The sequence below is a fragment of the Ciceribacter sichuanensis genome (assembly GCF_024055605.1).
Lineage (GTDB): Bacteria > Pseudomonadota > Alphaproteobacteria > Rhizobiales > Rhizobiaceae > Allorhizobium > Allorhizobium sichuanense.
Genome location: NZ_JAMXLX010000008.1, coordinates 164,801 through 177,838, shown reverse-complemented (window position 1 = coordinate 177,838; position 13,038 = coordinate 164,801). Strand labels below are relative to the sequence as shown.

15 protein-coding genes are annotated in these 13,038 nt (G+C 57.3%); 13 read left to right on the top strand and 2 right to left on the bottom strand.

Annotated elements, in window-relative coordinates:
• Positions 1 to 15 precede the first annotated feature (15 nt).
• Positions 16 to 927 carry a LysR family transcriptional regulator gene (locus NBH21_RS21375; RefSeq protein WP_250914861.1) on the top strand — a complete coding sequence of 304 codons (912 nt, stop codon included), beginning with the start codon at positions 16 to 18 and terminating at the stop codon, positions 925 to 927.
• Between the two features lie 302 nt (positions 928 to 1,229).
• Here the strand turns inward: NBH21_RS21375 and NBH21_RS21370 are convergent, their stop codons facing one another.
• Positions 1,230 to 2,183 (bottom strand): LysR family transcriptional regulator, encoded by a 954-nt coding sequence (locus NBH21_RS21370; RefSeq protein ID WP_250914862.1) that lies wholly within the window; start codon positions 2,181 to 2,183, stop codon positions 1,230 to 1,232.
• A gap of 93 nt (positions 2,184 to 2,276) precedes the next feature.
• On the opposite strand from NBH21_RS21370, the gene NBH21_RS21365 reads away from it, so the two are divergent.
• Entirely contained in the window at positions 2,277 to 3,236 is a 960-nt protein-coding gene (locus tag NBH21_RS21365) for an MBL fold metallo-hydrolase (protein ID WP_250914863.1), read from the top strand.
• A gap of 253 nt (positions 3,237 to 3,489) precedes the next feature.
• On the opposite strand, the gene NBH21_RS21360 is transcribed toward NBH21_RS21365, so the two are convergent.
• The gene (locus tag NBH21_RS21360) at positions 3,490 to 4,389 is read right to left on the bottom strand and encodes a LysR family transcriptional regulator (RefSeq protein WP_250914864.1); all 900 of its coding nucleotides are present in this window, start codon (positions 4,387 to 4,389) and stop codon (positions 3,490 to 3,492) included.
• A gap of 143 nt (positions 4,390 to 4,532) precedes the next feature.
• Here NBH21_RS21360 and NBH21_RS21355 point away from each other — a divergent pair, with 143 nt between their 5' ends.
• The 11 genes from NBH21_RS21355 (at position 4,533) to NBH21_RS21305 (ending at position 13,000) form a co-directional block, all read left to right on the top strand.
• Positions 4,533 to 5,099 (top strand): invasion associated locus B family protein, encoded by a 567-nt coding sequence (locus NBH21_RS21355; protein WP_210058641.1) that lies wholly within the window; start codon positions 4,533 to 4,535, stop codon positions 5,097 to 5,099.
• Positions 5,096 to 5,347 carry an Atu4866 domain-containing protein gene (locus NBH21_RS21350; RefSeq protein ID WP_210058639.1) on the top strand — a complete coding sequence of 84 codons (252 nt, stop codon included), beginning with the start codon at positions 5,096 to 5,098 and terminating at the stop codon, positions 5,345 to 5,347. The genes NBH21_RS21355 and NBH21_RS21350 overlap by 4 nt, the downstream gene beginning before the upstream one ends.
• Before the next feature lie 99 nt (positions 5,348 to 5,446).
• Positions 5,447 to 6,673, top strand: a complete 1,227-nt coding sequence (locus tag NBH21_RS21345) for a carboxymuconolactone decarboxylase family protein (protein WP_250914865.1) — start codon at positions 5,447 to 5,449, stop codon at positions 6,671 to 6,673.
• Between the two features lie 176 nt (positions 6,674 to 6,849).
• The gene (locus NBH21_RS21340; RefSeq protein WP_250914866.1) at positions 6,850 to 7,119 is read left to right on the top strand and encodes a hypothetical protein; all 270 of its coding nucleotides are present in this window, start codon (positions 6,850 to 6,852) and stop codon (positions 7,117 to 7,119) included.
• Positions 7,120 to 7,169: 50 nt separating this feature from the next.
• Positions 7,170 to 8,174 carry a helix-turn-helix domain-containing protein gene (locus NBH21_RS21335; protein WP_250914867.1) on the top strand — a complete coding sequence of 335 codons (1,005 nt, stop codon included), beginning with the start codon at positions 7,170 to 7,172 and terminating at the stop codon, positions 8,172 to 8,174.
• Positions 8,175 to 8,390: 216 nt separating this feature from the next.
• Positions 8,391 to 9,611: an adenylate/guanylate cyclase domain-containing protein gene (locus NBH21_RS21330; protein WP_250914868.1), complete on the top strand. Its 1,221-nt coding sequence runs from the start codon at positions 8,391 to 8,393 to the stop codon at positions 9,609 to 9,611.
• A gap of 431 nt (positions 9,612 to 10,042) precedes the next feature.
• Positions 10,043 to 10,792, top strand: a complete 750-nt coding sequence (locus tag NBH21_RS21325) for an SDR family oxidoreductase (RefSeq protein WP_210058634.1) — start codon at positions 10,043 to 10,045, stop codon at positions 10,790 to 10,792.
• 57 nt (positions 10,793 to 10,849) lie between these two features.
• Positions 10,850 to 11,398, top strand: a complete 549-nt coding sequence (locus NBH21_RS21320) for a flavin reductase family protein (protein WP_250914869.1) — start codon at positions 10,850 to 10,852, stop codon at positions 11,396 to 11,398.
• Between the two features lie 54 nt (positions 11,399 to 11,452).
• Positions 11,453 to 11,737 carry a DUF1330 domain-containing protein gene (locus NBH21_RS21315; protein ID WP_003518744.1) on the top strand — a complete coding sequence of 95 codons (285 nt, stop codon included), beginning with the start codon at positions 11,453 to 11,455 and terminating at the stop codon, positions 11,735 to 11,737.
• Between the two features lie 100 nt (positions 11,738 to 11,837).
• Positions 11,838 to 12,140, top strand: a complete 303-nt coding sequence (locus NBH21_RS21310) for a putative quinol monooxygenase (protein ID WP_250914870.1) — start codon at positions 11,838 to 11,840, stop codon at positions 12,138 to 12,140.
• Positions 12,141 to 12,160: 20 nt separating this feature from the next.
• Complete coding sequence (locus NBH21_RS21305) at positions 12,161 to 13,000, top strand: oxidoreductase (protein ID WP_250914871.1); 840 nt, start codon at positions 12,161 to 12,163, stop codon at positions 12,998 to 13,000.
• Positions 13,001 to 13,038 lie beyond the last annotated feature (38 nt).

Sequence of the window (13,038 nt, the reverse complement as noted above, 5' to 3'; positions counted from 1 at the left end):
ACGGAAAACGGGACAATGACGCGCCATTCATTGATCGAGCTTGAGGCGGTTCTCGCTATCGTTCGGTGCGGCTCGTTTCGAGCGGCGGCGCTCGATCTCGGCATGTCGACCACGGCCATCAGCAACGCGGTGGGCAAACTCGAGCGTCAGCTTGACGTGCGATTGTTCAATCGCACCACGCGCAGCGTCTCGCTCACCTATGCGGGGCGGATCTTCGTCGCACAGATCAAGCCATCGCTTGAGGGCATCCAAAAAGCGATGAACACGGCGCGCTCCCAGCAGGAGACGCCGTCCGGCATCTTGCGCATCAATGCCTTCGCGACGGCGGCGCGCGAGATCATGGCGCCGCTGGTCCTGGGCTATCTGAAGCGTTGCCCGCAGGTTCATATCGACATCGTCACCGAAGGGCGGCTCGTTGACGTCGTAGCGGCGGGCTTTGATCTGGGATTGCGTAGCGCGGATCTGGTACCAAGCGACGCAATCGCCATACCGCTGGGTAAGATGCGACGCATGGCGGTTGCCGCATCGCCCGCGTTTTTCGAGAACCGCACCATCCCCAAAATGCCGCAGGATCTGCTTTCTTACCCCTGTATTCGCGGACGGCTTCCCGATGGTTCATTGCTCCGATGGCGGTTCGAGAGGGACGGCCATGAGCTGCAGCTCGACGTCGAAGGACCGATCACTCTCGACGAAGCCTCCCTTGCCCGGATCGCAGTAACGAACGGCGTGGGGATCGGCTACTTCATGGAGACCGATGTCCGCGAAGACATCGCTGCGGGACGGCTTGTGCGCATTCTCGAAGACTGGACGCCGCCGCTCGTGCCGCTGTGCCTATATTATTATAATCGACGAAATTCCTCCGCGGCTTTCCAGGCCTTTATCGCGCTCGCGCGCGACTTCGCCGCCGGACGGCTCGTGTGGCCTTGAGCCTTCTCGTGCGATTCCGCGCCGCGCGCCGCGGTGCGCCAGGCATTTCGACGACGCGACGATTTGGGCCACCAGCGAACTCTCGCAGCGTGCGGTCGATGCGGAGGCGGGCAGGTCCGGTTTCGCCGTCCGGCACCCCATCATCGGACAGTCCGTTATCGGCCCCCTTCGGACATTCCAAATGAACCAGATGCATGATCTGGCTCGCTTTTCTGCCGGCTTGGATCCGAAGTTATGGCGGGTCGTCGGTTCATGTCCCTTCAGGGTGAGGACATCAAAGACATACTGATCTTTATGCAACATCACGCTGCAATATCCGCAACTTTGCTCTCGTTCGTCCTCAGCATCGCCTCACGGATTTGCTGCCGCAACCATGCGCAGCCCAGATCGGTGTGCATGTGGAGCGGCCAAACCATTGCCACCGGTGGGAAAGAAAGTGCCAGTGGCAGCGGACTGACCTCGAGCCCCAATAGCGGCCCATAACGAAGCGCGATGCGCGAAGATACGGTGGCAATCACTGCAGATGAACGCGCGGTGGCCAATATCGACATGAAATCGGGAGCTGCCGCCACGACTTCCAGGTCTGCACCTGCATGTTCCAGCGCATCCTTAACGCAGCCATGAAGGCTGTCGGTTTGTGAGATCACCGCGTGCTGTGCGGCCATATAGTCATTGCGGCTCACTGGGTTGGAAAGGTTCAGTAGCTGCGGGTTGAAACAGCACAATACGCTGGACTGATACAGGGGCTCGCTATGGTGCCGTGAGTCGGGCAGATAACTGCACCCCACAGACAAATCGATGACACCCGCATCCAGCATCGCGTCGACCTCCTGCGCATCACCACCGCGGGCGAGAATACGGATGCCCGGCGCGATATCCCGCAACCGCGCCGTCAGATCGGGCAGCAATAGCAGTTCCACCTCGCTGGAAAGCCCCAGCCTGAATGTGCGTTGCTCGGTGGCTGGATCGAATGCATCCGCCATCAACACGGCCGCCTGCGCCTGCCGCAGAGCCTGCCGTACCGGGCCGGACAAATTGAGCGCCCGTGCGGTTGGCTTCATCACCTGACCGACACGGATGAAAAGCTCATCCTGAAACAGCGTGCGCAGGGTCGCTATGTTGTGGCTCATCGCAGGCTGCTGAATTTTAAGCCGCTGGGCTGCCCGGGTGACGCTCATCTCTTCCATCATCGCATCGAAAGCGACGAGAAGATTGAGATCAAAGGAACGAAGATTGAAATGATCGATGACGTGCATGAGCGGTATCGATTTGATTGCTGACCGAAGCATCCTTAGCTGATGGGCAGGAACTTGCAAGCCGTTCCGCACCCTCACGTAAGGAGCAAATCCATGCCATCCCGTCGTTCCATTCTCAAAAGCGCTCTGACCGGCTTCGTCACAGCACCCTTCGTCGCTCCATCAATCGTCTTCGCCAAGGCGCCTTATGCCGCTGTTCAGGCACCGGGTTTCTACCGGCTTAAGATCGGCTCCGTAGAGGTCACTGCCCTGTCGGACGGCACCATCGCCCTGCCGCTCGCCAAGCTCTACACCAACACGAGCGAACGACACGCGCAGGGCGCTTTGAATGATGCCTTTCTGCCCGAAATGGTACCAACTTCCGTCAACGCGTTCCTGGTCAACACCGGCGAAAGACTGGTGCTGATTGACGCGGGCACCGGTACCTATCTGGGCCCCTCACTCGGCAGGCTCGCTTCGAACATTGAGGCATCCGGTTACAAGCTGGATGAGATCGACGACGTCGTTCTCACCCATATTCATACCGATCACTCCGGCGGGTTGATGAGCAAAGGCAAACGCACCTTCTCGAACGCCACCTTGCGGGTCAATGAACGAGAGGCAAAATTCTGGCTGAATGCGGCAAACGCCAAGGCGGCGACAGGCATAGTAAAGCAGCATTTCGGCGAGGCGGATCAGTGCGTGACGCCATACGTGGAAGCCGGAAAATTCGAAACCTTCGCGGATAACGCAGCGCCTGTTCCCGGTCTTGGTTCCATTCTTTATGCGGGACATACGCCGGGCCACAGTGCCATCACGCTGGAAAGTGAAGGCCAGAAGATCGTATTCTGGGGTGACATCACCCATGGCGATATCCTGCAATTCGATGAACCCGGCGTCGCCATCGAATTCGATATCGATCAGAAAGCCGCTGTGGCTGCACGCGACGCTGCGTTCAAGCAGGCGGTGGCGGGCAAATATCTGGTGGCAGGCGCGCATCTCGCCTTTCCGGGTATTGGCCATGTCCGCAAAGACAGCACGAATTATGACTGGCTGCCCATCAACTACGCTTAAGGTCTGACAGCCGGCTCTAACAAGGCGAAACATGCGGATCCGTGAAGAGGCTGCACACCAGCCTCTTCTTCCATAGTGACGAACGTCGTTTTCGCTGCGGGCCTTGCCGCTTTCGACCTTCTGGAGCCGCGTGTCCATTCTCACCAATCTGCGCCACCTTGGCCTGGTTCGGGCCGGCCGAATTAGCGAATAGCTGGGCATTATACGTGTCCGATCCCACGCACAAAACCCCGTGTGCCCTGGCGACTGACAGCTAGGATGACGTCGGTTTGTATGCACGAACGTGGTCAATGAGCGCTCGCAGCTTGGGCGCCATATTCCGGCGATTGGGGAAGTAAAGGAAGAAGCCTGGAAATGGCGGCAGATAATCGTCCAACACCGTGATCAACTCGCCGCGATCGATGTATGAACGAAACGTCTCCTCCAACGCAAATGTAATGCCGCCACCAGCGAGTGCGGTCCGTATCATTAGATACAGATCGTTTGTGGTGATTTGCGGCTCAACGGCAACGTCGATAGAAATTCCATCCTCCTCGAACTCCCATCGGTAAGGCGCAGCACTTGGAGACGGACGCCAACCGATACAGCGATGACGCACAAGGTCCCGAGGATGGCGAGGCGTTCCATGGACCTCGAAATATCGCGGCGTCGCGACGACCACTTCTCGCTCTTCTTTCGTCAGTGGCACCGCGACCATGTCCTGCTCGATCACATCACCCAGCCGGACCCCCGCATCGAAGCCGGCAGCTACGATGTCAAAGACGTCGTCGGTCACCGTGACGTCGATCGTGATGCGGGGATGGGCTTCAGCGAAGGACGCGATCAGCGGGCCGGACAAAAACTGTTCGGCAATCGATGTCACCGCGATCCGCAGCAAGCCGCTCGGTCTTGCGTCACCCGCTACATTCTCGAACGCAGATCTGACCTCTGCCATTGGTTGGGACAGTGTTTCGCGGAAGCGGTTGCCCGCCTCGGTCAGCCGCACACTACGGGTCGTGCGGCTAACGAGCGCGATGCCGCAGATATCCTCGAGTCGGCGGATGCCCTGGCTTACGGCCGAGCGTGTAACCCCCAGCCGGTCGGCCGCGGCCCTGAAGTTCCCCTCTTCGGCGACCGCCAGAAACACTGGCACCAAGTTTAGGTCAATTGTCATTGTCGCATCCTGCTAACCAATCACGTTAGCGGAAAGGGAATACAAGCGACAATCAAATTTGTCTACCTATTGCTCGTGGCCGACAAACGTATCTCGCACAGCACGGCAGGCAACAAACAACGATCATCGAAGGAGATATTCCAATGACGAACATCAAGATCACGCTCGCAGCAGCATTGGTTCTGGGGATCTGCGCCGGACCTGTCGCTGCACAGGATAGCACGTGCCCCCGGGAAGGCGCCGAGGCTCCTCTCGCGCTCCATGCCGACTGGATCATGAAGGGCTGGGAGCGTCATGAAGGCGATGGTAAATTCGTGTTCGCAGAAAAGCTGAACAAATATTACGACCTGGAAAACACCAAGGGGGTTTTCTACGACAATTTTGCGCCTGGTAGCACACAGCTCTTTGACAATTCGGCTCGCTACGGCGCCAACTGGGAGGCATTGCAGAACGCCGCCCGATCCGTTCGCCACGGATTGACCGGAGGCCATGACGCAATCGTCGGCGACACAGTTGCTTCGACGACTCTTGGCTTCGTTGGCCGCATTGATCGTCTTGACGGCAAGGTGATCGCTTTTGATGGCCGCTCGCAGCTGGGCTGGGAATGCACTGGTGGCAAATGGAAGATCCGGCACGAACTGAACTACGCCTGGGTCGTCGAACCCGAGACCATTCAGTCTTTCCTGGGCAAGACGGAGGCGGCACAATGACGACCGCAACGCCTTCACACCCTTATGTCGGCATGTGGGTGACCGCAGACGGCCGCATCCGGCACCAGTTGCTTCCGAATGGCCGCTACGACGAGGCCCGTGGCCGACGCGAAAGTGCCTATCAAGGACGATACGAGGTGTCGGGAGATCACATCGAGTACTGGGACGACACCGGCTTTACTGCCGACGGCGATTTCGTCGATGGCGTCCTGTACCACGCGGGAATGGTTCTCTATCGCAATCAGTAGTCTGGACACGCCGGCATAGCCAATGCCGGCGTGTCCAATTCTTTCACTCGATGGGAACATCTGCGTCCGTGAAAAACAGATCAAAAGAAAGCGATGATAATGAGTAAAATCGAAGAGCAGCTCGAGAATTTGGCCTCGCCAGAAGACAGACAAAAACACCTTCGTGGTCTTGCCGTTCTCAAACAGATCGGAGGTGAGAATTTTGGAGGGCCGGTAAGCCAGCTTGCGCGCTTCTCGGAAGATCTGGCGCGGTTCACTATTCAATATCCCTATGGCGATGTGTTGTCGCGGGATGGTCTTGATCTGCGAACACGCCAGATTCTGACCACGGCCACGTTGCTGGCCCACGGATCGGCGCAATCTCAACTGTCTTTTCACCTCAACGGATTATTGAATGCCGGGGGAACCCCCGATGATGTTGTCGACCTGTTGTTTATTTCCGCGGGTCTTGTTGGGTTTCCGACGGCGATCAACGCCGTTCCCATCGTCCGCGATATTCTCGCCGAGCGGGGCGAAACCAGTAATGCCACGGAGGCTCAGGCATCACCTGCCATCCCGGATATCTCCTCCGACCGTCTCGCTGTCCTTGATCGAGTTGCGCCCGAGTTCCTGAAGTGGCGCGAACAGGTCCTTGACGAAGAGATCTTCTGCGCCGTGCACCTGGAGCCGAGGCTGGCCCATCTCGCGTCCGCTGCAATGCTCGGGGCGAGGGGGAAGGTGGGGGCGAGCTTCGACGCCCACATCGCTTCGGCTTTGGCTACGGGCGCAACCCACAGCGACATTGTCGAAATGGTTATCCAACTGAGCGTCTATTCCGGGTTCCCTGCAGCGCTCAACGCTGCTGGCAGAGCGAACAATGTCCTGGTGGCTTCCGAACGACCACAAGCGAATACCCAGAAAAGAGTCCAGACCACCAAAGATGATGAGAAGCGCTTCATGAGCGGGGCCGCAACACTTGCCGCAACATCAGGAGGATCCGGCGCTGATGTGGTCGACAGCTTCAAAGATATTGCTCCTGGTCTGGGTAGGCTTATTGTTGCGCATTGCTACGGCGATATCTTTTCACGCTCAGCGCTTGACCCCAAGGGACGCGAGCTGGGTGCAATCTCTGCTCTCGCCGCCCAGGGAACTATCGCGGCGGAAAAGCCGCTGGGCGTCCATGTCGATGCAGCTCTCAATCTCGGGGCCACCCGGGAAGAGATTATCGAGACCCTCTTCAACGTCATTCCCTATGCTGGCTATCCATTGATCGAAAAAGCTCTGCTGATTGCCGATGATCGTATCTCGTTATTCAACGAAAAGCAGGCTGCTGACTCCGCTTCGTGATGACTGAGGCGCTGGGGTTCCGACCCCTTGGCAGTTTCACGAGCGCTCAAATCTCCATGCGGCAGATGCCAGCATCCACATTGGCGCGATCAGACAATCTCATTGGAGCTTCGTTCTACCGATCCTTGATCGTCACGGGCGATGCTAGCCCAAACCTACGAACGATGGAGTGGATCATGTTGGGCGGTGCAGCAGCCACTTTCATTCGAGCGATGCGAGGGGAGCGTGCCGCCGGGCGGTTGCTTCTTGAGAAAGAGGTCAATGGAGGTTTCCCGAAGGGTGCTACGGAGCCGGAAATATTTACATGTGACGTTGATGTGGATTTCGTTTGCCCCAAAGAGTGCGTTGAGACCGGATTTATTTTCTCATCGGACGAAACCAAATGCTGCATTGCATCATTGATGGTGGTTGTGGGCGGAGATGTGAACCGGGATATGTTCCATTGAACCCTTAGGCAACCTACACAAGCTATGCTCGTTTTAAGAGAGGGTCCGCATTGGAAACCATCGAACCATCCCGCCAAAACGTTTTGCCCCCAATCCCGGCCGTTACCGGAAATCCCATTTATCCAGCGGCACTCGTGCCCGAACTGGAAGAGGTCATTGCGAGGCCCGAGCGGACGTCCCCGGTCGGGCTTGAACAGTATATTGCCGGTCGCACGCTTGTTAGTGGCGATAGTCCGGCGTGGAACGACATGTTCGTGCAGGTCTATTCCCGTCTCAACAAGCAGGAGCCATTTCTTGTTCCTGCTGTTGCAGAACCATTGATCGTTTGGGTGATGTCAGGCGAAGCTGTCGTTGAGGAACGCGACCTTGACGGGGACTGGGTCGCCAACACGGTCACAGTTGGTGATTTTTTCCTGACCCGCTCCCCCACCCCATACGAGATGCGCTGGCGCGCCATCGGCGACGCACCTTTCCAGGTCATGCACCTTTATCTCTCCGTTCCGCTGTTCGAGCGCGTCGCCTATGATGTGCTGGGCTGCGCCGCTCCTCCCGCACTCCGCGATATTTCAGGGGGTAAGGACACGCAGCTGTCACTCCTTCTTTCCGTGATCCACCAAGAACTCACGTCTGAGAGGAAAGGAAGTCAGCTGTTCATTCAGGGTCTTGCCCAGACACTAGCCGTGCATCTGATCCGAAATTATGCCGCGAGTGAAGCCGCGGATGATCGTCAGAATGCACTTCCAGGCTTCAAGCTTCGTCGAGCCGTCGCATATCTTGAGGAAAATTTAGCCGAGCCGTTCAATCTCGCACAGATTGCCGAGACAGTCGGCATGAGTGAATTCCATTTCAGCCGTTTGTTCAAGAAGGCGACCGGGCTCTCGCCCTCGCGCTACTTCATTCGCCAGCGCGTTGCCCGGGCACAGCTTCTTCTGCAGGAGACGGATACGAGCATCATCGAGATTGGCATGTCCGTCGGCTATTCGAGCCCAAGTCACTTCGCCCAGGTCTTCCGTCGGGAAACCGGCCTGCCGCCGAGCCACTACCGGCGGGGCTGATTTTTTTGCCTTGTCGCGATTTCGAGCAAGAGCGCGCCAGGCTCCCAAAGGTGCGAAAGATCGTTTCCGGGTGTTCCGTAAATACCCGGGAGGCAGCGATGAACAACGGTCGGGAACTGCAGCATTGGTGTGATTAGAAGCTAAAGGCTCTTGTTTCGGTGAAACTCAACCCGCACAGTAAGTCACTGACAATTTTGCGCGGAAATTCTAAGTGGTATGACTAACGAAGACATTGAGAGGATTTCCGCTTGGGTAGCACAGCAAGGGCTTCACGGAGCAAGCGAGTCCGTGTTGCTCGGCGGCTTTTGTGCAGCATGTCGTGACGCCGGTTTACCGCTTGACCGCAGTCTTGCACTTATTGACACGCTGCACCCGGTTCACGAGGGGCGCGCCTTTCGATGGGACAGTCAGCAAGTCGTGGAGACAGAGTTTGAGTATGGTCCTAGCAGTTCTGGAGACGCCTTTGAAAATTGGAAGCGCTCAGCCTTCTACTATCTCTGGGCTGGGAAGGAGTCCGATGTCCGACGTCGTATCGGACGAGGAGACCCGACCGATTTCGCGATGCTCGACGACATGCGTAACTCCGGGGTTATAGACTTTGTGGCCTTCATCCATCGATTTGAGAAGCAAGGGACCATTGGAGAGATGGACTGCTTCTTCTCTCACTTCGCGACTCGCGACCCCAGTGGTTTCTCTGATGTCGATCTTCAAAACCTTCGCAAACTTTTGCCGGTTCTTGCATTGGCGATTAAAAGCACTGCGCTTGCGCGGATCGCAAGGACGATTGCCGAAGTCTATCTTGGGCACGACGCAGCACGAAAAGTTTTCGAAGGTAAAATCAACCGGGGCGCGTCGGAACGGATATCCGCGGCCCTGTGGTTCTCGGACCTTGCAAACTATACAAGAATTTCTGCCTCAGTGTCGCCTGAGGAGATCATTCCTCTCCTGAATGATTACAGTGATGCGGTCATCTCAGCAGTCCATGAGGCTGGCGGGACGGTCCTGAAATTAATCGGAGATGGTATCCTGGCAATTTTCAGGGCGGATCGACAGATTGATGCTTGTGACGCCGCGCTGCAGGCCGAAAACCTCCTCCGCCTGAGGCTGAGATCCCTTAATACCCGGAGGACATCGGAAGGCCGTCCCACAACGGAAGTCTGTCTCGGGCTACATATCGGTGATGTCTTCTACGGGAATATCGGAAGCGAGGACCGGCTCGATTTCACTGTGATAGGTCCCGCCGTAAACGAGGTAAGTCGCATCGTTTCATTGTGTCGGTCGCTGGATGTAAACCTGCTAACCTCTTCAAACTTCGCAGACTGTATGGAGGGGCGTAATCGCCAGCGTCTTGCATGCGTAGGCCGGTTCGCACTCAAGGGCGTAGAAGGCGCGCAAATGCTTTACACGCTTGATACTCCCCATCATGCCGTCGGCTGAAAGAGAGTTTTTGCTCCATCAAGCGCCGTTGGCACGCTTGCATCAGCAGCATCAGCTCCAGACGAGTGGCCTCACCTGTAGTGTGTCTCGTCTCCCTAAACATGCCCTGATTTCGGGAAGCGGATAATGGGCCCCCTACCTGATACTTTGATCGGCTCAGCAAACGCAATAGCGCGCGTGGCTGCGGCCGCATGCTCGTTTACGTCGAAATCGACGAAGACTTTCAGTTGGTCTGGCTAGTCCGTCGTTAAACTGGCCTGCCGCCCCAGTCACCATCGCCGAGGCTAGTTTTTAACATCTTACGTTTCGAGCAAGATCGCGACAGGTCGAGCAAGAGCCCGTGAGAAGGGCGCTGATGAACGGCTTAAATTCCTCCTTGTTAAAACGAAACGCCCACCGCGGTGGTGGGCTTCAGACAAGGAATGAAGACAATGACCAACCTCAATGGAAAGATCGCACTGGTGACCGGAGCATCGAGTGGCATTGGAGCCGCGACTGCTGCGAAGCTTGCTGAAGCCGGTGCAAAGGTCGGTATCGCTGCACGGCGCACCGACAAGCTCGAAGATCTCAAGAACCAGATTGAAGCCAAGGGCGGCGAAGCTCTTGTGATCGAAATGGACGTGGTTGACACGAACTCGGTCGATGCGGGCGTGAAGAAGCTGATCGATGCCTATGGTTCGATCGACATCCTCGTCAACAATGCTGGCCTGATGCCGCTCTCCGATATCGACCAGTTCAAGGTCGACGAGTGGCAGCGAATGGTGGACGTTAATGTGAAGGGCCTGCTCAACACGACGGCAGCCGTTTTGCCCCAGATGATCAAGCAGCATTCAGGCCATGTCTTCAACATGTCCTCGATCGCTGGCCGCAAGGTGTTCAAGGGTCTGTCGGTCTACTGCGCGACAAAGCATGCGGTCACGGCTTTCTCTGATGGCCTGCGTATGGAAGTCGGCCAGAAACACGGCATCCGCGTGACCTGCATCCAGCCCGGCGCCGTTGCCACCGAGCTCTACGATCACATCACCGATCCGGGCTACCGCAAGCAGATGGACGAGCTGGCGAGCCAGATGACCTTCCTCCAGGGCGAGGATATCGGCGACACCATCGTCTTCGCCGCCCAGGCCCCGGCTCATGTGGACGTCGCCGAGCTGTTCGTTCTGCCAGTAGAACAGGGTTGGTAACAGACCGGCCCTGAAGGGTCCCTGCCTAGATGCAGGGACCTCTCAAGGGAGATTGTCATGAAGGAATTACCCGCATCTCAAGCATATCGCGTTCTGGAACCTGGCCCAATCGTCATGGTCTCAACGAGCGATAACGGCAAGCCCAATGTGATGACAATGGGCTTCCATATGATGATCCAGCATGACCCGCCGCTGATCGGTTGTGTCATCGGGCCGTGGGATCACAGCTATCAGGCTCTCCGAAAAACCGGAGAATGTGTCATCGCAGTCCCCGGTCTGGATCTCGCCGAAACGGTTGTCGACGTCGGCAATTGTTCGGGCGATCGGGTAGATAAATTCCAGAGGTATGGTCTCAAAACGCGACCTGCCAAGGACGTATCAGCCCCGCTCCTCTCAGACTGCCTGGCCAACATAGAATGCCGGGTCGTCGATACCAGGCTTTCGGATCCCTACAACCTCTTCATCCTTGAAGCGACGAGGATCTGGATCAACGAGACCCGAAAAGAGCGTCGAATGATGCATCACCGCGGCGACGGCACGTTCACCGTCGATGGTGGCATGCTCGATCTCAAAGAACGCATGGTCAAATGGCGCCATCTCCCCTGAGAGGCGCCGGGCCCAAAAAAATCACCTGCAACCCATTACGAAAGGAAGACAACCATGACTGCGTACCTCGTCGTTGACCTCGACATTCACGACATGAAGTCTATCGAAGATTACAGGTCAAAGGCATTGCCGCTCGTCGCCAAAGCCGGCGGCAAGCTCATCGCAATCGACGAAACACCACTGGAGCTGGAGGGCTGGACCGCCACCAACATGCTTATCATCGAATTTCCGGACAAGGATGCGATCCGCCAGCTCTTCGCATCCCCCGAATACGCGCCCTTGGCCGCTCAGCGGCAGGCTGCGGCCGCATCGCGCATCATCGCGATCAACGGCGTCTGAAAGGAGCAAGATCACGACAGCTCCCGCAAAGACGCGGCAGATCTTTTCCAGGCATGCCGTCACTATGCGGGTGTTGCCCTAACCGAGAAGGAGACCTGAAATGGCTGACCTCACCGATGTGGCCTACTTCACCGCAAAGCCGGGCCGCTCAGGAGATCTGGGTGACGAACTGCTTCAGCTCGTCGCTCCGTCCCGAAACGAGGAAGGCTGCCTCCGCTACGAGATCCACCAGTCCAATGACGTTCCCGACGTGTGGATGGTGCTCGAAGACTGGCGGCACGCCTCCGACTTCAAACTGCATATGAGCACACCTTACGTCGAGGTCTTCATGGCGAAGGTCCCGGACCTTTGCGTCGAAGACGTTGAAATCTGCGGCTACCAGCAACGGTCGCCGCAGGTCTGAAACAGAAAGGAGTATATGAAATGAGGACGCAAAACCCTAAAGTCTGGCTCGTAACCGGATGCTCTACAGGCTTCGGTCGCTATATCGCGGAACACCTGCTGGAAGCCGGTGAAAAAGTCGTGGTGACGGCTCGCAAAACCGACAAGATCGCGGATCTTGAGCAGAAGGGCGATGCCCTGATCCTCCCGCTCGACGTCATCGATCGGGATCAGTGCCAAAAGGTTGTTGACGCTGCAGAAGCGCACTTCGGACGCATCGACGTTCTGATCAACAACGCCGGGATCGGTTTCTTCGGTGCTATTGAAGAAACCGCCGAAGCCGACGCCCGCCGCCTGTTTGATGTCAATTTCTTTGGTGTCGCCAACACGATCCATTCGGTGCTTCCGCATATGCGAGCCCGCCGCGGTGGTACGATCGTCAATCTGACATCAATCGGCGGCCTGGTTGGCTACACCGGCGTAGGCTATTACTGCGCGACCAAATTTGCCGTGGAAGGCCTGTCGGATACGCTCCGGAAAGAAGTCGTCCCACTCGGGATCAACGTCATGACCGTCGAGCCAAGCGCGTTCCGGACGGAATGGGCAGGCTCGTCGAACGAGGTCTCCGCGTCCATTGAGGATTACGAGGCGACAGCGGGCGAGGCACGTCGTGCTTACCACGCATCGGTCGGAAAGCAGGCCGGTGATCCCGCGCGCGCAGCAAAGGCGATCCGGAAAGCCGTGCTGGCGCAACAGCCTCCGCATCACCTTCCGCTCGGCAATGACGCCGCGGACGCAGCCCTGAAGAAGGCTGAAGACCTCAAGGCGAACGTCCTTGCCTGGGAAGCTTTGTCTCGTTCCGCCGACTTCCCGACAAACTGAACCAATCCAGTTAAACCCAAACACGAAACCAACACTGC